The sequence below is a fragment of the Nocardia sp. CA-135953 genome (genome assembly GCF_050955735.1).
Lineage (GTDB): Bacteria > Actinomycetota > Actinomycetes > Mycobacteriales > Mycobacteriaceae > Nocardia.
Genome location: NZ_CP192082.1, coordinates 6,364,319 through 6,383,907, shown reverse-complemented (window position 1 = coordinate 6,383,907; position 19,589 = coordinate 6,364,319). Strand labels below are relative to the sequence as shown.

Here is a 19,589-nt window from a genome sequence, read left to right as displayed (position 1 = left end):
GTTCTCGCACGAGCCCGCCGCCCCCATATGGGTCGGCGGGCTCGTTCGTATCCGAGACCACCACGCCGACACCGGGTTTCGCATGGCGAGTGGTTCCACCCGCACCGCCACCCGCGTCCGTATCGACTAGGAGATCGCCTGTGACCGAGAAGGATTCGGTGGATTCGACGGCGTCGGGTGCGTCCACGCCGGTGGATTCGGGCGCAGTCGGGCAGTCCGCTGGGGCCGGACAGTCTGTTGGGGCCGGGCAGTCTGTTGGGGCCGGGCAGTCTGTTGGGGCCGGGCAGTCTGTTGGGGCCGGGCAGTCTGTTGTGGTTGGGGAGTCTGTTGGGGTCGAGGCTTCTGAGCGCTTGCAGGCTCTTGGAGTTGTGGGGGCTTCTGAGGGCTTGGAGGTTGCTGGGGTTGTGGGGGCTTCTGAGGGTTTGCAGGTTGCTGGGGTTGTGGGGGCTTCTGAGGGTTTGCAGGTTGCTGGGGTTGTGGGGGCTTCTGAGGGTTTGCAGGTCCCTGGGGTTGTGGGGCCTTTTGAGGGCTCGCAGGCCCGTGAGGTCGCGGAGGCTCCTGGAGTTGTGGGGGGTCCTGAAGGCGTGCAGCCCGCGGAAGTCGATGCGCGGCCGGAGCACGACGCCGACTCGGTCCGGGTGCGGCTCGATATCAGTTACGACGGTACGGATTTCATCGGCTGGGCGCGGCAACCGGGTCTGCGCACGGTGCAGGGTGTGCTCGAAGAGTCGCTGAGCAAGGTGTTCCGGGAGCCGATCCAATTGACCGTCGCCGGCCGCACCGATGCCGGTGTGCATGCCGAGGGGCAGGTCGCGCATTTCGATACCGGCACCGAGCCGGATGCGGCCAAGCTCATCCATCGCATGGCACGGTTTCTCCCGAAAGACGTGCGAATCAAGGACATTCGCATCGTGCCGCCCGAATTCGACGCACGCTTCTCGGCGATCCGCCGCCACTACGCTTACCGGCTGACCACCGCTCCCTATGGGGCCGAGCCACTGCGTGCCCGCAGCGTGGTCGCCTGCCGGCACGACGTCGATCTCGAAGCCATGCGTGAGGCTTCGCGAAAGTTGTTGGGCCTGCACAACTTTGCCGCATTCTGCCGCCGCCGCGATGGTGCGACCACCGTCCGTGAACTCCAGCGCTTCGACTGGGAGCGTGAAGGGGACCTGCTCATCGCCTACGTCAGCGCGGATGCGTTCTGCTGGTCCATGGTGCGCAGCCTCGTCGGCGCGGTACTGGCGGTGGGGGAGGGTCGGCGCACGCCCGACTGGATCGCCGCGCTACTGAAGGAAACCGAGCGCTCCAGTTCGGTCACCGTGGCGCCCGCGCACGGTCTGAGTCTCATCGCTGTCGACTATCCGGACGCTGCCGACCTCGCCGCGCGCAATGCCGAAACCCGCGAAATGCGTACGGTCCCAACTGTCGACGACGGCTGCTGTGGCAGCTGAGGTTGGCGCATAACGTCTTGACGTCGCGCAGACGGTTCAACCTGTGCGCGGCGACAACAACCTATGTGCCCTTGTGAGGGCGGCGCTCCCGCACCGTGAATCGGCGGGCGCCGGCGTGGTACGGGAGCATGGCCCCGCCGAGCTAGCCGGATGAGCCGGCCTCGATCGTCCGTGGTTGGCTGGAACCGGAGATTTCGATGCGGCGTGGCTTGGCCTTCTCGGCGATCGGAAGTGTCACCGAGAGCACGCCATTGTTGTAGGTCGCGCTGATATTGTCGGCATCGACATTGTCGCCGAGGCTGAGCTGGCGCATGTAGGTGCCGGCGAAGCGCTCGGAGGCAATCCATTGGACGCCTTCGTCACTCGGCAGGCTGCGCTGCGCGCGCAGGGTGAGCGTGCCGTTGTCGACGCTCACATCTACCGAGCCGGGGTCCACACCGGGCAGGTCGGCGTTGAGTACGTAATGGTCGCCTGCCTTGAACAGATCCATCGGCATGAATCGTGGCGCGCGTGACGTCCCCATGGATTCGCCGAGCAGTTGGCGGGCAACGGTGTCGATGTCATGGAATGGATCGAACCGGAGCACAGCAATCACCTCCCTTTCATCGGCGGCGCCGCCTGCCACGGCGGCAAGCGACGGAAGCTGTGCACCATCCAAGTTAGCACTCTGCGATAGAGAGTGCTAACCCCATTCGGAGGTCGGAATAGGAACCGTGACAGCGTGGTTGGCTCGGAACATGGCGATCGCAGATCTCGGAAGGTTCGGCGTTTGGCGCTACTACGGGGCGTTCACCCCGCAGGACGCACAGGACTTGGAAGGACTCGGCTATGGCACGCTGTGGCTCGGCGGGTCCCCGCCCGCCGAATTGCCCGTGATCGAGTCGCTGCTCGAGGCGACCGAGTCGATCAACGTTGCCACCAGCATCGTGAACATCTGGACCGCGCCCGCGAAGCAGGTCGCGGAGTCGTCCCACCGGATCGAAGCGCGCTTCCCCGGCCGGTTCCTGCTCGGCCTCGGTGCGGGCCACCCCGAACACCAGGGCGAATACCGCAAGCCCTATGACGCGCTGAGCGAATATTTCGACGAACTGGATGCCGCGGGCGTACCGAAGGAGCGCCGTGCCCTCGCCGCGCTCGGCCCGCGCGTGCTGGGGCTGGCGGCGGAACGGTCCGCCGGCGCGCTGCCCTACAACGTCACCCCCGAACACACCGCCCGCGCCCGCGCCGTGCTCGGTGATGGCGTGCTGCTGGCCACCGAACACAAGGTGGTCCTCGACGACGATCCGGTCCGGGCCCGCACCACCGCCCGCCCGCGCGTCGAGTTCTACCTCGACCTGCAGAACTACGTCAGCAACCTTCGCCGCCTCGGCTTCACCGACGACGACCTCGCCAAACCCGGCAGCGACCGCCTCATCGACGCCCTGGTAGCCCATGGCGACACCGATTCGATCGTCGACCGCCTCTCAGAGCACCTGAGTGCGGGTGCCGATCACGTCGTACTCCAAGTGCTCGCCGAAGAAGCCGCCACCCTGCACACCCTCGCGCCACTGCTCGTGAAATAGCCCTGCGTCGGCGATCGGCCCGAGTTACCGGCCGATCGCCCCAAGGGACTGTTGAAAGAGGCGAACGGTCGCCTTCCTCATCGGTTCAGCACTGGATGGACGGCGGTTGCCCGATTCGTTCGGGAGGATCCGCAGCCGTGATCGTCAACCGATGGCAATCGTCCTAAGACAGCGTTAGAAAGGGCGCCGTCCGCTTCCATCGGCGATGTGACGGCGCACACACTGGTCTCCGACCGACGCAAGGCCGCGTCGAAGAAGGAGATCTTGTGACTACGACACAGCCTGTCGGCGAGCGCCGGGTGGTCGCGAATGTATTGCGTGGCTCCATCGGCAATCTGGTCGAGTGGTACGACTGGTACGTCTACACGGCATTCAGCGTGTATTTCGCGAAGTCGTTCTTCCCGAAGGGTGACTCGACCGCGCAATTGCTTTCCACCGCAGCGATTTTCGCGGTCGGGTTCCTCATGCGGCCGCTCGGTGGTTGGCTGCTCGGCCGCTATGCCGACAGGTTCGGACGCCGCTCGGCGCTCACGCTCTCGGTGACGGTGATGGCGGCGGGCTCGCTGCTGATCGCGCTGACACCTGGATACCAGACGATCGGAATCGTCGCGCCGGCACTGCTTTTGCTGGCCAGGCTGTTGCAGGGGCTTTCGGTGGGCGGCGAATACGCAACCAGCGCAACGTATTTGTCCGAGGTGGCCTCGACGGGTAAGCGCGGATTCTATTCGAGCTTCCAGTACGTCACGCTGGTCGCCGGACAGTTGGTGGCGCTCGGTGTGCAGATCATCCTGCAGCAGTTCCTGAACAACGCCCAGATGAACAACTGGGGCTGGCGCATTCCGTTCGTGATCGGTGCGGCGGGCGCGCTGATCGTAATGTGGCTGCGACGCAGCATGGACGAATCCGAGCACTTCGAGGCCGAGGTCGAGGCCGAACGTGACCCGGCGGCGAGCAGCGCCGGTGCAAACCAGCCTGCGCGCGGTTCGCTGCGCATGCTGCTGCAGTACCCGCGGGAATGCTGGCTGGTGATCGGGCTGACGCTCGGCGGCACCGTCGCGTTCTACACCTACACCACGTACATGCAGAAGTTCATGATCAATACCTCCGGCATCGCCAAGCCGACGGTCTCGTGGATCAACTTCATCGCATTGCTGGTCTTCGTGGTGCTGCAGCCGCTGGCCGGGGCGCTGTCCGACCGGGTCGGACGACGTAAGTTGCTGATTTTCTTCGGCGTCGCCGGCACCCTGCTCACCGTGCCGATCATGACCGTGATCGCGCACACCAAGAATCCGATCGCCGCCTGGGCGCTGATGATGGGCGCGCTGGTCATCATCACCGGCTACACCTCGATCAACGCCATCGTGAAGGCCGAGCTGTTCCCGACCAAGATCCGCGCGCTCGGCGTCGGCCTCCCGTACGCGCTGACCGTCGCGATCTTCGGCGGTACGGCGGAAACCATCGCGCTGTCGCTGAAGCAGGCGAATCATGAATCGCTGTACTTCTGGTACGTCGCCGGATGCATCGGAATCTCGCTGCTGACCTACTGGTTCATGCGGGAGACCTCGAGCGGATCCGCGATCGACGCCGATGCCGCTGCCACGGACGGTGTTTCGCTCACCAAGGCGGACACCTCGGCCACCGGGCCGGACCATGACCTCGCGGCGGCTCGACCCTGACGGCCCGACCGCATACGCCGCTCCATTGCTGTGGAAGGATCGGCGTGTGCGGCTGGCGGTGGTCGAGGACGATGACGGCGTAGGCGACGCGCTGGTAGAGGCGCTCAACGCCCGCGGTTATCAGGCCGAGCGCAAGCGCCGCGGCGCCGATCTGCTCACCGCGCACCGCGGCTACGACGCGGTCATCCTGGATCTCGGACTACCCGACGGCGACGGTCTGCAGGTGCTGCGCCAGCTGCGCGAGGTGAGTTCCGTGCCGGTGCTGATCCTGACCGCGCGCAGCGACGAACGCTCGATCGTGCGCGGACTGCGCGGAGGTGCCGACGACTATCTGGTGAAACCGCCGCGAATCGCGGAATTGATGGCCCGCCTGGAGAATGTGGTCCGGCGCGCCGCCGCCGGATCGCAGCCGGAGCGTGCCGACGTGGTCACCGGAGATGTGCGGGTCGATCTGGTGGCCCGGGTGGTCGAGGTGGCCGGGCGGCCGATCGCATTGACCCAGAAGGAATTCGAGTTGGTGGAGGCATTGGTGGAGCGGCCCGGCGCTGCGGTCAGCCGCCAGCAGCTGATGGATCGGATCTGGGGTGACGCGTTCGTCGCGGTATCGCGCTCACTGGATGTGCACATGACCGGACTGCGCGCGAAATTGGACCGACCTGGGCTGATAACAACGATTCGCGGCTACGGTTACCGCTGGGGCCAGTGATCGTGCCGGCCCGAAAGACCTAGCAGGAGCGGAGCCCGGCATGCGCAGACGACTACTCGTCGCGCTGACGGTATTCGCGGCGATCGCCGTTTTCGCCTTCGCGGTACCGCTCTCGCTGACCTTCGCGACCAGCCGCACCCAGGAGTTCGTGGCCGATCGGTCCGGCGATGCCGACCGGTTCGCCAGCCTCGCCGATGCGGCGGTGGCCGAGGATGACAGCCGGGCGTTGGCCGACGAGGCCGGGCGCTACCACGATCTCTATGGGGAAAACGTGCTCGTGGTAGATGCACGAGGGGCGCGGACGGTGAACGCGGGCGTCGACGCGGCCGCCGATCCCGTCGAGGACGCTGTTGCCGCCGCCCGCCGCAACCAGCGGCCGCAGCCGGTGTATCGACTGACGCCGTGGAGTGCGTCGACAGTGCTGATCGCCCGTCCGGTCGGCACCGGAGTGCAGGTCAACGGCGCGGTGGTGATCGAGGCATCCACTGCCCGTGCCCGGCGCGATATCGCCCGCGCGTGGGCGGTGATCGCGGTCGGCGCGGTGCTGGCAATGGTGGTGTTCACCACGCTGGCGCTGAGCCTGGCGCGCTGGGTGCTGCGCCCGCTGGCGGCGCTTTCGCAGGCGGTCGCCGAGTTGACCGCGACCCTGCCGAAGCCGCGTGCCGAGGCCGCCGCGCACGTCTCGATCGCCCGCCACCACGGTGGACCGCCGGAAATGCGGGCGGTCGCGGAATCCTTCGATGCCATGGCATTGGCGGTCGCCGATTCGGCGGACGCGCAACGTCAGCTCGTCGCGGATACCGCGCATGCCATGCGAAACCCGCTTGCCGCCTTGACGATTCGTCTCGACTCGTTGGAAGCCGCGATTCCGGAAAGTGCGGTGACGACCTTCCGCAGCGCGGGCGCGGAGGTCGAACGGTTGACCGCGCTGCTCGATGGCCTGCTCAGCTTGGCGGTCGCCGAGACCCCAGCTGCTTTCGAGGCCGCACGCACTCCATCCATTACCGAAATCCATTGCGATGCAGTGCAAGTGGCTGCCGATCGGATCGACGCCTGGTACTCCGCCTACGAGAGCGCCGGGCAGAAATTGCGGGCGGAACCGCAGGTCGCCACAGCCGAAGCCGCGGTTTCCGCCGATGTACTCGCCCAGATTCTCGATGTGCCGCTGAGCAATTCGTGCAGCTATGCCGGACCGGGCACGCAGACCGTCATCGTGGTCGACGCCGAGCCCGGATGGGTGACGGTGACCGTCCGTGACAATGGGACCGGCGTCGAACCGGCCGAGATCGACAAGCTGACCACCCGGTTCTTCCGCGGCTCCGGCGCGTCGTCCGGTGGCTCGGGCCTGGGGCTTCCGATTGCGACGGCACTGGTCCAAGCCCGCGGCGGTACCTTGTCCGTGCTCCCCGTGCAGCCGCACGGTCTCGCGATCCAGATCCGGCTGCCGCAGGCGGTGTGGTCATGATGCGGCGGCGGAAGTTCCTGGCGCTCACCGTCTTCGGTGTCGCGGCCGGTGCGGTCGGGTGTGGTTCGGATCCGGAGCTGGTGCGGCTGGCCTCGGGCGAGGTCGGTGGCTTCTACCATGCATTCGCGGAACTGCTCGCGGCGGTGGCCAGGGAGGAAGGCACCGTGCGGATCGAACCGGTGACGACAACCGGTTCGCAGGAAAATCTGGGTATGCTGGCGAACGGGCAGGTGGATGCCGCATTGGCGCTTGCGGATTCGGTGCAGAGTGAGCGGGCTCCCTTGGTGGCGCTCGGTCGGGTGTACGAGAACTATCTGCAGTTGGCCGTGCGATCGGAAGGCCCGATTCAGCAGGTCACCGATCTGCGCGGGACCCGGGTCAACCTGGGGGCCGCCGGATCCGGTGCGGCGGTGACCGGGGAGCGGCTGCTATGGGTCGCGGGCGTGAATCCCGTTTCGGATGTGGATATTTCGCATCGACCGCTGCGAGATGCGGTAGCGGGTGTGGAATCCGGTGAGCTGGACGCGCTGCTATGGGCGGGTGGCGTTCCGACCGACGCACTCGATGTGCCGCAGCGGTTGCGGCTGGTGGAACTCGGTGTGTTGGCCGCACCGATGCGGGAGCGCTTCGGACACCTCTACGATTTGGTCGAAATTCCCGCCGACGCCTACGACAGCGGTCGTTCGGTCCGCACGGTCGGCGTCGCGAATCTACTGCTCGCCGCCCCGACCATGTCCGATGCCGCGGCGGGAGCGATTGTCGATCTGCTGGTTTCCCGCGCGGACCGGTTGGTGCCTGCCGAGGCAGCGGGCACCCAATTCCTGGATACCCGCTCGCTCATCGGAACCGATGCCGTCCCTCTGCATCCGGGTGCGGCCGCGGTGTACCGACGGCGACACGGTTGAGCGTCAGGAACGCACCAGGCGAGCGATGGCGTCGGTGGCTTCTTTGATCTTGGCGTCGGCCTCTGGACCACCCGCGACCGCGGCATCCACCACGCAGTGGCTGATGTGGTCCTCCAGCAGGCCCATCGCGACGGCTTGCAGCGCCTTCGTCATCGCCGAGACCTGGGTGAGGATATCGATGCAGTACTTTTCTTCCTCGACCATGCGCTGCAGGCCGCGGGCCTGGCCTTCGATCCGACGCAGGCGCTTGAGGTAATCGTCCTTCGCGGTGATGTAGCCGTGGCCGGAATGGTCGTGCGCGGTACCCGCCGAGTCGCTGCCTGGCGCGGTGTCATTGTCCGACGGGGTGGGTGTCACCGGCTGTCTCCTCGCTGCTCACCGGCTTGACCGGCCTGATTAATACCCCCCTAGGGTACAGTGCTGCGAGGACGTTGTCAGGTTACCGCGCTCTGCCCCGCGTCGGCCACCGATCTGTGGCCCCCGACGGTCGCCGTCCGCGCACCGCCCAGTTCCAGGCGATCGGGACCAGGAATTGGATCATCAGCGTCACGCCGACCTGCAGGTAGGGCCGGGAAAGAAGGAAGCTGGCCTGCACCCCGGCGACCGCGATCACATCGAATCCGCCGACGGTGCGCGGGTGGCGCAGGCTGCCGCGCAATCGGCTCGGATCGCTGGGCGTTGGCCGGATGTGGACCCGTCTGGTCGGGAATCCGGGGCGAGCGAGAGAATTGGTGCATGAGTTTGGATGTTCGGCCCGCGCTCGCCGTGATCGGCGGTAGTGGCTTCTACGATTTCTTCGATAACGGGGCGACCACCGTCGAGGTCGAGACGCCCTACGGCAAGCCGAGCGCGCCGATCGCGGTCGGTGAGGTGGAGGGTCGCCCGGTGGCCTTCCTGCCCCGGCACGGCACACAGCACGAATTCGCGCCGCATACGCTGCCCTACCAGGCCAATATGTGGGCATTGCGCTCGATCGGGGTGCGGCGGATCTTCGCGCCGTGCGCGGTCGGCAGCCTGCGCGCGGACTGGGGGCCGGGGACCGTCGCGGTGCCGGATCAGCTGGTCGACCGGACCTCCGGCCGCCCGCAGACCTACTTCGACGGCGGCGGCGTGCACGTCTCCTTCGCCGACCCGTACTGCGACGAACTGCGTTCCGCGGCAACGAAATCCGCGACGGATGCGCTGCCGATGAAATCCTCGGGCACCATGGTCGTGGTACAGGGGCCGCGCTTCTCCACCCGGGCCGAGAGCCGCTGGTTCGCCGCGCAGGGTTGGGAACTGGTCAATATGACCGGGCATCCTGAGGCCGTGCTCGCCCGTGAACTCGAAATGTGCTATGCCGCAGTGGCTTTGGTGACCGACCTGGACGCGGGGGTGGAGGAGGGCGACGGTGTGCACGCGGTCGACGTCTTCGCCGAATTCAAGAGGAACCTCGGCCCGTTCAAGGAGTTGATCCGGCGCTCGGTTTCGGCGGTCACCGGAACCGATACCTGCGAACGTTGCCGTATCCATGCAGGAGTGTCGCTGCCGTTCGAACTACCGTGAGTTCGGGCAGCTGGTCAGGTTGATTCCGGAACTGAACGCGGGGTGCGAATGTGATGAGAGTGCTGGTCACCGGGGCAGCCGGGTTCGTCGGGGCGCGGTTGCGGCGGGCATTGGCCGCAGCCGGGCACGAGGTGGTCGGAGTCGATCTACTCGGGCCGGATGTGGAAGTGCCGGATGGTATTTCGCGAGTCGACGTGCGCGATGCCGAAGCGCTCGAGCCGATGCTGCGCGGGATCGATACGGTTTGTCATCTCGCCGCCGTCACCTCCGGGCCGGAATCGGCGGTTTTCGCCGCGCACAATGATCTCGGGACGGCGGTCCTGCTCGATGTGGCGGGTCGGGCGAAGGTGCGTCATCTGGTGCTCGCGTCATCCATCGTGGTGTACGGCGAGGGGCGCTATCGCGGGATGAACAGCGGGCCGTTCTATCCCGGATTGCGGCGGCGGGCCGACCTGGATCGCGGCATGTTCGACCACCTGGCGCCGCGTACCGCAGAGTTGCTCACCTGGGAGCCGGTCACCGAGGATGCGCCGCTGCGCCCGCGCGGCTTCTACGGTGCCAGCAAGTTGGCGCAGGAAAACTACGCGCTCGCTTGGGGTTTGGCCACCGGCGCGGCTGTCACGGCATTGCGCTACCACAACGGCTACGGCGAAGGGGCGCGCGCCGGATTCATCGGAAACTTCCTCGCCGCACTCGATCAGGGCCGCCCGCCATTGGTCGGCGAGGACGGCGGACAGGTCAGGGATGTGGTGCACGTCGACGACATCGTGGCCGCCACCGTCGCCGCCGTCGACCGCCGCCCACCCGGCTTCGTCCCCCTCAACATCGCCTCCGGTCACCCCATCACCATGTGGGAAGTCGCGTCGATCATGGCCAAAGCCCGCGGCGGCCCGGCCCCCGTGGTAACCGGCCGCTACCACCTCGCCGATGCCCGCCACCTCGCCGCCGACCCCGAACGAGCTAGGCGCACACTGGGTTTCACCGCCCGAATCGCACCCGCCCACGGTCTCGCCGAACTCGCCGCCCCCGCAGTCGAGACCACCACACCTCAACGGGAACCCGCTCCGCTACACGTGCGAGCCGCGCCGCCGCCGACCGCCCCCCAGCATCAGGTGCACCCGGAGCCGCGGCCCGTCGCGCCGATCGTGCGGCCCGAACCCCGCTTCGACACTCCGGCGCCGAACGCAAATGTGTCGGCGCCAGAACCAGTAATCGAGCGTGCCGGCCCGAACATGAACCCGCCTGCCCCCCACCCCGAGTTGGCGGAACCGGAGGCCGGACCCGGTTCGTCGATGTGAGTCCTGAGCCGGCTGCTCTGTGCGTCAGGTTCGCGACGAAATCCGGTGCGCCGTCGAATCGTTCGACCACCTCGAACATTCGGCACCGACTCAGCGGGTGCGGTGGGGCGCGAAATCCGGTCCGAGGCCCGCATCAGCGCATCGATGCGGCGTGTGCGCGCATCGACCGGAAACGGCGCAACCCCGGGAGCGATCTCCGGGGCCGACCCAGAGCCGATCTGTCACGCTTTCGGGGGAGCGAAGGCGGCGGCGTGGGCGTGGGCCCACTCGACGAAGGTGTGCGGCGCTCGGCCGGTCACTTCCTCGACGGTGGAGTAGACCTGGGATTCGTCGAGGGTGCCGTCGACGAAGAAGCTCCAGAATGCGTCGACATAGTGCTGCGGCATGGCGGCCTCGAGTTCGGCCCGCGTTTCCGCATTCGTCAAGCCCTGGCAGACAAGTGGCCGGTTGAGCGCTTCGGCGAGCGCCGCGACCTGATCGGCGGGCACGAGCGCTTGCGGGCCGGTCAGCTCGAGGACCTGCCCGGCCAGTCCGCCGCCGGTCAGGGCGACCGCCGCGACCGCCGCGATATCGGCGGGATCGATTGCGGCGACAGGTACGTCGGGGAACTGGGCGCGGATCACATCACCCTGTTCGAGTTGCGGTAACCAGCGCAGCGCATTCGACGTGAAGGAGCGCGGGCGCAGAAAGGTCCATGCCAGGCCGGATTCGCGCACGTCCCGTTCGGCCTGCGTCATATACGCGGAGACCGCATTGTTCATATCCTCGAGCGCCGCCGAACCCCCCGAAAGCAGCACGATGTGCTGGACGCCCGCCTTCTTCGCGCGGGCGAGCAGGTCGGGGGTGTCGGCGTAGCCCGGCAGCAGAAACATTCCGGTGGCCCCGTCCAGGGCTTCGGTCAGGCTTTCCGGCTGGTTCAGATCGCCTGTCACCGCCTCGACACCGGCGGGCAGCTGCGCCCGCGCGGGATCGCGGACCAGTGCGCGCACAGCTGCGCCGGAATTGCTCAGTGCCGCAACCAGTTCTGTGCCGATATTGCCGGTCGCGCCGGTCACCAGGATCATGTCGTTTCCTCCAGAGTCGCACCGGGTCGCCCCGTCGATCATGCGGAATCACCGAGCCGCGCGCCCGGACCGATCCCGCGAATGAATCGAGATCGCCGCACCCGCCTCGACCGTACCGTCGGCACACCGAGTTAGGCTCGCGCAGTGGATACTCCGCTACGGCTAGAGGTCATCGTGGCCAGCACGCGCCCGGAGCGATTCGCTCCGGTGGTCGCCGACTGGTTCCTGCGCACGGTACGGTCGACCCCCGAATTCGAGACCGGCGTCATCGATCTCCTGACCACCCCACTGCCGACCGACCTGACCTGCACGGCCGAGGTCGAGGCCTATCGCCGGCGTCTGGCCGCCGCCGACGCCTTCGTCGCCGTCACCTCCGAGTACAACCACGGCTACCCGGCGTCCCTGAAAACCGCCTTCGACAACGCGAAACACGAATGGCGCGCCAAACCCATCGGCTTCGTCTCCTACGGCGGCCTCTCCGGCGGCCTGCGCGCGGTCGAACAACTCCGCCAGGTAGTCGCGGAAATCCACATGGTCGCCATCCGCGAAACCGTCAGCTTCCACCAGGCCAAAAAGCGATTCGACGAATCAGGCAACACCCAGGACGGCGCCGCAATAGATGCCGCCGGTCGCCTGATCCGCCAATTGGCTTGGTGGGCAAGAACTCTCCGCACCGCCCGCACCACAGACCCTTACCCAGGCTGACCATCCGTGAGCGGAACCCATCGAGCGTAGTCGAATGGTGGTTCGATGCTCCGACTACTACCACCATTCCACTACCCTCGCCAAAAGCCTGGAACGCCCGAACGCTGGGCTGTGGGTGCCCGCCCACAGGACCTACCGCAGCTCCGATGCCGCGCACCGAAACAAGGAGCTACTGCGGACTTCCCGCCATGGCTCGCCGCCCGCGCGGATGCCCGATGTACGTCGCCTCGCGCGGAATCGACACCAACGTCAGATCGACCTGAGCAGTTCCGGTCCGCAGCACCACATGGTTCCCGATTGCTCCCGGTTGGTGGATCGACAGGTCCGGCCGAGTCGCGGGCCATCCCATCGGATCTCCGGTCACATAGATCGTCGTGACACCCGCGTGCGGCGCGGGTGCCAGCACGCCGTCGACCATCGTCGCGGTGAACCCGGCATCGGATTGATGCGTCTCCACCGCGATCTGCAGCCGCTCCGGATTCCCGATGGTCGTCACCAGGTTCTCCCAGGCATGCGTCCGGTCGGTTCGGATCAGGATGCGTTCACCGACCGCCAACGCGCGGAACACCAACTGCTGAGCCAGATACAACTCACCGGCCACATACACCGTCGAAATACCGGTACCGACAATGCGGACCGCGACACCCTGCCCCTCGTCATCGGAGCCGATCAGCTGACCACAACCCGACGACGGCAGATGCAGCGCATCGATCACATCGATCGGATACTCGGTCACCGGAACCGCGTCGTCGAGATCCGGTACGCCCAGCGGCAGATGCGCGAGCAGACCATCGCGCTGCCGCCCGTTCATCGAGATCAGACCCTTGAGCTTCGTGCGTTCCGGCAGCTCCCGCGTGGTCAGCCGCCAAGCCGCACCGATGCTCACCGACTCGGCCGAACTACCGGGGCGCAGCCGCACCGCGACCGTCGTACCGCGCGACGGCGCGACCCACAGCTGCGAGAGCAGATCCGAGCCGAGTCGCTTCGGGTCGACCGCCCTACCGATATTCACGCTGTTGCCGACCTCGGCATACCGCCAGCGATGAGTCAGCGTGCGCGGATCGAAGCCCTGCGTGACCTGCAGAACCGCCTTGCGGATCTCGGGTGCGGTAAGGATGCGGGCGCTGCAGTCGGCGTCCTCCAGGGTGCGCATAATGCGTTGCGTCGCAATGGTTACCGCGCGTGACGCACCCTCACTGCCGCCACCGCGCCGGGCCGCGGCCTCCGGGCACGCGATCGCGTCGAAGCTGATGGCGAGCCACACATTCCGGTGTGCGGTCGCGGGCAGCGGACCCAGCAGCGATTCATAGATCTTGCCGGCGGGCGTACCGGAGCGGCTGCGGTGACCGTGGCTGATGATATCGATACCGCTGAGCAGAATGTCGTGCTGGTTCAGGCATTTCGCCAATTCCGGCAGTGGCAGCAGATGCGAGGCGTGCACTGTCGTGCGAGCGATCCGGGTCAGCCCGCCCTTGGGGGCCAGTACCTCGACGACGGTGACAACTCGGCTGCCGTCCCAGTACAGCCCGAGCGAGCGACCGTCCGGGCCGCGGAAGTCGACGGTGTCGCCGAGCTCGTAATCGCCGTGGGTGAGGTAGCGCCACCAGGTGGCGATCCAATCCAGGATGGTGCGCTTGGCGATCGGGATCAGCGGCAGCAGTCCGGCGGCCACCGCGACGCCCAGCGCGGGCCAGGCACCGAGCCCGACCAACAGGGCGATCAGTCCGGCAACGAGCCCGATCACCTGTGCGATCAACAGATTCCGCAGTGAGATGCGCCCGAGTAGCGGGCGTGGTCCCGCGCCGGCTTGTTCGGCCATCGTCGTCCCCCAAGTACCCGGTATCGGCCGTATAGCAGCAGCCGAGCTGAACAATAGTCCTCGGGAACTGTACTGTGTTCCGCGAACGCGAGCATTGTTCGGGGAGGGAAACATGCCTTCAAAACCCACTACACGGTGGCAGGTGAGCGGTTATCGCTTCCTGGTCCGCCGGATGGAACACGCGCTGGTGCGCCGGGACGTGCGCATGCTGCACGACCCGATGCGCTCCCAGTCCCGCGCCTACGCGGCCGGATTGATCATGGCGATCGTGGTGCTGGCCGGTTGCGGGGTGCTCGCACTGCTGCGTCCGCAGGACAAGGTAGGCAGTAACAAGATCCTGATCGGCAAGGAATCCGGCGCTGTCTACGTGATGATCAACGACGTGGCGCATCCGACGCTGAACCTCGCCTCGGCCAGGTTGGCCGCGGGATCGCCGGAAAAGGCCGTCATCGTCAAGGAATCCGAGATCGGCAAGAAAGCGCGGGGCCAGCTGATCGGCATTCCGGGCGCACCTTCCTCGCTGCGATTCGACAAGGACGGCAAGGGCCGGATCTGGACCGTCTGCGATCAGATGAAGGTGGACGGCAGCAGGGATCTCACCACCTCGGTGCTCGCTGGAAGTCTCTCGCTCGGTGAGAAGGCCTCGGTCATGGGTAGGGATCGGGCGCTGCTGGTGCAGGGCAAGGAGTCGGCGTATCTGGTCTACGACGGCAAGCGTGCCCGCGTCGACCTCAAGGAGCGCGCGGTCACCGACGCGTTGAAGATCACCGGCGCTACCGCCCGGCCGATCGGTGAGGGCCTGCTCAATACGATTCCCGAAGTGCTGCCGATCATTCCGCCCAAGATCGATAATCCGGGCGGCTCGGTGAGCTACTCGATCGGCAACCACCGGATCGGCGATGTGGTGCACGTCCCCGCGCAGCCCAATACGGAATACGTTGTGCTGCAAGACGGTCTGCAGCCGATCTCGCCGGTGACCGCCGAGATCATCCGCAACCGGAACCGCTCGACGTCCGGCAACGACGTAGTCGATCAGATCGACAAGACCTACGCGCCGGTGTCGAACGCACTGCCGGTCGGTATGTATCCGCAGGTCGTCCCGTCCATCGTCGACTACAAGGACCAGCCGGTCAGCTGCCTGTCCTGGAAGCCGCTGGCCGCGGCCGCGGACAACAAGGACGGCGGCAATCGCGCCGAACTGACGGTGCTCACCGGTGTGGCCCTGCCGATTCCGGACAAAGCCGAACTCGTACCGCTGGCCCAGGCGGACGGCTCCGGCCCCAACGCGGACTCGGTATACATCCCGCCGGGCACCGGTGCCTTCGTCCAGACCACCGGCATCGAACCCGACAGCCGCCGCAAGGACAGCAAGTTCTACATCGCCGACACCGGTGTCCGCTACGGCATCAAGGACTCCGACGCCGAAAAGGCACTCGGCATGGACACGGATTCGGGCACCAAGGCCGAACCGGCACCGTGGCCGATCGTCGGCCTGCTCGCAGCCGGTCCGAGCCTGTCCCGCGCGGATGCGATGGTCGCCCACGACGGCGTCGCCGCAGACCCGTCACCCTCGAAATCACCTGTCGCCTCGGCGAATTGAGTCAATCATCGGACCTGGAGGCCGCGCGCAGCTCGGCGACTTCGCTTCGTAACGCGCGGATTTCGTCGGCCAGCATCGCGATCTCCACTTCGGTGCGGTCGGCGGTCACCTCGACGGACTTCAGCTGGTCCATCAGCCAGCTGGTGGTGGTGCCGATGGCGAAGCTGATCAGGCCGATGCCGAGCGTCATCAGGATCAGCGCGATCATGCGACCCTGCATGGTCACCGGATACACATCGCCGTAGCCGACCGTGGTCACCGACACCATGGACCACCACAGGGCGTCGCCGAAGTTGTGGATCTTGCTGTCGGGTGCGCCGTATTCGGCATCGAAGAACGCCAGACTGCACAGCACCAGCGTGAGTGCCGAACTGGTGCCGACGAATACCGCGAGCCGGGCCCGGGTCACCCGATTGCGGTTGAGCTGGTCGAGCACCAACAGCGCCGCGCGCAACAACCGCACCGGACGAAACGGCGGCAGCAGCACGATCAACAGCTCCAGCGGATGCGTCCGCACGAATCGCCAGCGATCGGTGGACAGCCAGGTCCGGATGCCGAAGTCCGCGACGAATGCCGTCCAGATCATGATGTCGACCCGTTCGAGCCAGGCATCGAGCCGCGGTGACGCTCCGGTATCGAGCACATGCCAGGCGTAGACACCGATGAAGAGCACGGCGAGTACCAGCATCGGGATGCCGGTCGCGCGTTCCCAGGCCTGTCTACGGCTCGGTTGTCCGCCGTCGTGTTGTGCTACGTGCATGGGAACTACCTGTATCGATCGGGTGCGACACCCTATGTACCGCCGTTTGCCACGAAGACGCTACATATCGTCGGACTTGACGCCGAACCGGCGGCGGATCGGGAACGAGGCGAGATAGCCGAGCACCAAAGCGGTACCGATGATCCCGGTGCCGATCAGCGCGACGTTGCGGGCCCGATTGTCCGGCGGCGGCGCCGGTTTCGGCACCGCGAGCTGGGCGCTCTTGGCCGGGCTCGGCCGCTTGGGCGGCAGCGGCGTGCTGCTCACCTCATCGGTCAGCGCCGCGACCGGGTCGACCGCGCCGTAGCCGATATACGGACTCCACCCCTCGGCGGGCGCGTGTGCGGTGGCCTGCATCCGCTTGACCACATCCAACGCACTCATATCTGGGAAGCGGGCCCGTACCAGCGCGACCACGCCGGAGACCAGCGGCGTCGCGAAGCTCGTACCGCTCATCGCCTGTTGCTGCCCTTGTTGATTCACGGTGCCGGTCGCGGTTCCGGTGCCGCGCGGGTCGAGCGAAACCATATTCTCGCCCGGCGCGGCCACACTGACCCATGGCCCGGGCACCGTGAATTTCGACGGTGCGCCGTTGGAATCGATCGAGCCCACCGAGATCACATAGTCGTCCCAGCGCGCCGGGCTCACATTGACCCTGACATTGCTCCACGGATCGGCCGACGGTTTCAGCGGATCGATGATCTGCTGTTCGGTCTTGCAGGAGCCGTCCTGGTTTCCGGCCGCCACGACCACGACCACATTCTTCTCCAGCGTCGCGTATCGCACTGCCGCGCCGATGGATCCGTCGACGTCATTGGACGAACCGCACCACACCTCGGAGATATTGATGACGCTCACGTTCGCATCGGCCGCGCGCCGGATCGCCGAGGCCATGGTGGCCAGATTGCCGTAGCCCTCGGGCAGGTCGTCGGGATTGCGCTCCCTGGACCGGCCTTCCTTCTGATACATCTTGCTGGTCTGGCGGATGGTCATGATGCGGGCTTCCGGCGCGACACCGGAGAATCCCTGACCGTCGATCTTCGACGCGGCGATCAGGCCCGCGACAAAGGTGCCGTGCCCGTCGCAGTCCTCGGTGCCGTCGCCCGAGTTCGCCACGAAGTCGCCACCAGCGATCAGTCCCGGTAACCGGGGATGCCGCGCGACACCGGTGTCGATGACCGCGACGGTCTGGCCCTCACCCTTGGAGAACTGCCACGCTTTTTCCAGATCGAGGGAGCGCTGCGCGGTGGGAATAGTCGCGCCCTCCCCGCCGGACACCGTATTCGAGCAATCGGAATTCGCTGGGCGCTCGGTCTTTTCGGGTGGTGCGGCTGGATCGCCCGCGGGCAGCAGGCCCGGATTCACGGCCGGCGGGTGGTCCGCGGAAGCAGCACCGGCCCCCAGCCCCAGTGACGCCCCCAGCCCCAGCGACGCGCTCAGACCCAACGCCACGGCTGCCGCCGCGACGCGCATCTGCCTGTTCATGCCCGCGCCTCGCTGGCGCTCGGCTCCAGCACGACCAGGTTGCTGGCTGTGTTTGTTGTTCACTCGCTGCGCTCGCTCAAAGCCCGCGAACGAGCGAGTAGAGCGAGGCCACCCAGAAGACCAGCGGCAGCACGGCGGCCACGAACGCGTACTCGAGCAATTCGACGCCACGGCGCATCGGCGGTGTCGCGGACTGGTTCGGAATGATGATGCCGAGAATCAGTGCGGCGACCAGCACCACCATGGCCGCACCGAAGACGGCCAGTGGCTGCTCCATACCGACGGCGACGCCGACCATCATGATCAGCACGATCGCCGCGCCGCCCGCGATCAGCACCACGGCCTGTTCGGCACCCGCGTAGGTCCGGCTGCGGAACATCAGCACCGCCGCGGTCACCAGCGCCAGCGCGATACCAGGCCAGTACGGATCCTCCGCACCCGGATCGGCGCCTGCCAACGCACCCGCCACCGAGAGCAGCGTGGTCGCCGAGACGAGTCCGGCCAGGTACATCCGGGCCCGTTCCGACTTCACCCGCAGCGCATCCATGGTCGGCAGCGCGCGGTGATCGTCCGGATCGTCCTCGGTCGGGTCGATCGGGGTGCCGGGGGAGGGCACCGGCGGCAGCGGCAGCTTGGCCAGCAGCATCGAAACCCGCGGCGCGAGTGAAAGACCCGCGAGTCCGAGCGCGGCGACGACGGCGCCGATGGCCTTCTGCGGCTGGTCGGTGAGCACGCCGACCAGCGCGGCAGGTACCGCGTACACCGCGAGCGTGGCCGCGCCGATGAACAGCGCGAGTCCGACGCCGGTGACGCGCCACGCGAGTATCGCTGTCGCGCCGACCAGAACCGAACCGAGCAGCAGATGCGCCCAGCCGTAATCATCCGGCACGTAAAGCATTCCGGCGGTGAACGCGGCGGGCAGCGCGCAGCCGCCGAGCACCAGCGCGGTCGAGGTGTCGCCGTACATCCTGCTGAGCACCATGCCCGCGATCACCAGCAGAATTGCCACGCTCAACGCGAGCGAACCGCTGACCCAGCCCGGCAGTGCGTCTTTGGACAGCAGCAGACCGAGGCAGCCGACGATCATAGTGAGCTCGGCGAGCACCGAACCGGTGATCCGCGCGACCTTCGGGGTCCAGCTGCGGTAGTGATCGGCGTCGGCGATCGCGACGTTGTACATGATGTCGTCGAACAGCGGCGTCGGCGCGGTATGCGAGGCGCTCTCCAACATGAGCAGTTCGCCGTCGCGCACACCGTGCTCACCGAGGCTCAGCGAATTGGAGAAGGGCGGATGGCCGATTCTGGCCAGCACCCATTCGGCGGGCTCGAAGCGTTCGCCCTCATTGTCGAAATCGTTGGTGCGGCTGTGTTGAGCGACCATATCGACGACACTCGGAATCACCAGCGCGACCGGCACATCGACCGGAATCGCCATATCCACCTGGGTGTGCTTTGCGAGAATCGTGACCCGGGCAAGGTCGGGTGCACGGACGATACCGCGCGAGGATTCTTCGTCGATGTGGTCAAGTCGCGCGTGCGTCAAGCTTC

General features: G+C 66.7%; 17 protein-coding genes and 1 pseudogene. 10 read left to right on the top strand and 8 right to left on the bottom strand.

Annotated features, from left to right (window positions below):
• Positions 1-638 precede the first annotated feature (638 nt).
• On the top strand, positions 639-1,451 hold the full coding sequence (truA, locus tag ACQPXH_RS29355) for a tRNA pseudouridine(38-40) synthase TruA (protein ID WP_433603622.1): 813 nt from the start codon (positions 639-641) through the stop codon (positions 1,449-1,451).
• Positions 1,452-1,593: 142 nt separating this feature from the next.
• Here the strand turns inward: truA and ACQPXH_RS29350 are convergent, their stop codons facing one another.
• Positions 1,594-2,037 carry an Hsp20/alpha crystallin family protein gene (locus tag ACQPXH_RS29350; RefSeq protein WP_433603621.1) on the bottom strand — a complete coding sequence of 148 codons (444 nt, stop codon included), beginning with the start codon at positions 2,035-2,037 and terminating at the stop codon, positions 1,594-1,596.
• A gap of 151 nt (positions 2,038-2,188) precedes the next feature.
• On the opposite strand from ACQPXH_RS29350, the gene ACQPXH_RS29345 reads away from it, so the two are divergent.
• The 5 genes from ACQPXH_RS29345 (at position 2,189) to ACQPXH_RS29325 (ending at position 7,765) form a co-directional block, all read left to right on the top strand.
• Positions 2,189-3,013, top strand: coding sequence for an LLM class F420-dependent oxidoreductase (locus tag ACQPXH_RS29345; RefSeq protein ID WP_433599681.1), 825 nt, complete (start codon positions 2,189-2,191; stop codon positions 3,011-3,013).
• A 266-nt stretch (positions 3,014-3,279) separates the two neighbouring features.
• On the top strand, positions 3,280-4,689 hold the full coding sequence (locus ACQPXH_RS29340; RefSeq protein WP_433599680.1) for an MFS transporter: 1,410 nt from the start codon (positions 3,280-3,282) through the stop codon (positions 4,687-4,689).
• 46 nt (positions 4,690-4,735) lie between these two features.
• Complete coding sequence (locus ACQPXH_RS29335; RefSeq protein WP_433603620.1) at positions 4,736-5,395, top strand: response regulator transcription factor; 660 nt, start codon at positions 4,736-4,738, stop codon at positions 5,393-5,395.
• A 40-nt stretch (positions 5,396-5,435) separates the two neighbouring features.
• Positions 5,436-6,860, top strand: a complete 1,425-nt coding sequence (locus ACQPXH_RS29330) for a sensor histidine kinase (RefSeq protein ID WP_433599679.1) — start codon at positions 5,436-5,438, stop codon at positions 6,858-6,860.
• A complete protein-coding gene (locus tag ACQPXH_RS29325) occupies positions 6,857-7,765 on the top strand; it encodes a TAXI family TRAP transporter solute-binding subunit (protein WP_433599678.1) in 909 nt (302 codons plus the stop codon). The genes ACQPXH_RS29330 and ACQPXH_RS29325 overlap by 4 nt, the downstream gene beginning before the upstream one ends.
• Positions 7,766-7,768: 3 nt before the next feature.
• Here the strand turns inward: ACQPXH_RS29325 and ACQPXH_RS29320 are convergent, their stop codons facing one another.
• Both ACQPXH_RS29320 and ACQPXH_RS29315 read right to left on the bottom strand, forming a co-directional pair.
• Complete coding sequence (locus ACQPXH_RS29320) at positions 7,769-8,122, bottom strand: metal-sensitive transcriptional regulator (protein WP_433599677.1); 354 nt, start codon at positions 8,120-8,122, stop codon at positions 7,769-7,771.
• A gap of 82 nt (positions 8,123-8,204) precedes the next feature.
• Complete coding sequence (locus tag ACQPXH_RS29315; RefSeq protein ID WP_433599676.1) at positions 8,205-8,423, bottom strand: hypothetical protein; 219 nt, start codon at positions 8,421-8,423, stop codon at positions 8,205-8,207.
• Positions 8,424-8,500: 77 nt separating this feature from the next.
• Between ACQPXH_RS29315 and ACQPXH_RS29310 the strand changes: the two genes are divergently transcribed.
• Together ACQPXH_RS29310 and ACQPXH_RS29305 are read left to right on the top strand one after the other, a co-directional pair.
• On the top strand, positions 8,501-9,310 hold the full coding sequence (locus ACQPXH_RS29310; protein WP_433599675.1) for an S-methyl-5'-thioadenosine phosphorylase: 810 nt from the start codon (positions 8,501-8,503) through the stop codon (positions 9,308-9,310).
• A gap of 53 nt (positions 9,311-9,363) precedes the next feature.
• Positions 9,364-10,332: pseudogene (locus ACQPXH_RS29305) on the top strand (NAD-dependent epimerase/dehydratase family protein); the annotation flags it as partial.
• Between the two features lie 497 nt (positions 10,333-10,829).
• Here the strand turns inward: ACQPXH_RS29305 and ACQPXH_RS29300 are convergent.
• On the bottom strand, positions 10,830-11,672 hold the full coding sequence (locus ACQPXH_RS29300; RefSeq protein WP_433599674.1) for an NAD(P)H-binding protein: 843 nt from the start codon (positions 11,670-11,672) through the stop codon (positions 10,830-10,832).
• Positions 11,673-11,816: 144 nt separating this feature from the next.
• On the opposite strand from ACQPXH_RS29300, the gene ACQPXH_RS29295 reads away from it, so the two are divergent.
• A complete protein-coding gene (locus tag ACQPXH_RS29295) occupies positions 11,817-12,377 on the top strand; it encodes an NADPH-dependent FMN reductase (RefSeq protein WP_433599673.1) in 561 nt (186 codons plus the stop codon).
• Between the two features lie 169 nt (positions 12,378-12,546).
• On the opposite strand, the gene eccE is transcribed toward ACQPXH_RS29295, so the two are convergent.
• Complete coding sequence (eccE, locus tag ACQPXH_RS29290) at positions 12,547-14,196, bottom strand: type VII secretion protein EccE (protein WP_433599671.1); 1,650 nt, start codon at positions 14,194-14,196, stop codon at positions 12,547-12,549.
• A gap of 112 nt (positions 14,197-14,308) precedes the next feature.
• On the opposite strand from eccE, the gene eccB reads away from it, so the two are divergent.
• Positions 14,309-15,796 (top strand): type VII secretion protein EccB, encoded by a 1,488-nt coding sequence (eccB, locus tag ACQPXH_RS29285; protein ID WP_433599669.1) that lies wholly within the window; start codon positions 14,309-14,311, stop codon positions 15,794-15,796.
• 1 nt (position 15,797) lies between these two features.
• On the opposite strand, the gene ACQPXH_RS29280 is transcribed toward eccB, so the two are convergent.
• The 3 genes from ACQPXH_RS29280 to eccD all read right to left on the bottom strand — a co-directional run bounded on the left by ACQPXH_RS29280 (position 15,798) and on the right by eccD (position 19,584).
• Entirely contained in the window at positions 15,798-16,556 is a 759-nt protein-coding gene (locus ACQPXH_RS29280) for a potassium channel family protein (RefSeq protein WP_433599668.1), read from the bottom strand.
• A 60-nt stretch (positions 16,557-16,616) separates the two neighbouring features.
• Positions 16,617-18,041, bottom strand: coding sequence for a type VII secretion-associated serine protease mycosin (mycP, locus tag ACQPXH_RS29275; RefSeq protein ID WP_433599667.1), 1,425 nt, complete (start codon positions 18,039-18,041; stop codon positions 16,617-16,619).
• A 76-nt stretch (positions 18,042-18,117) separates the two neighbouring features.
• A complete protein-coding gene (eccD, locus tag ACQPXH_RS29270; RefSeq protein WP_433599666.1) occupies positions 18,118-19,584 on the bottom strand; it encodes a type VII secretion integral membrane protein EccD in 1,467 nt (488 codons plus the stop codon).
• Between the last annotated feature and the right edge of the window lie 5 nt (positions 19,585-19,589).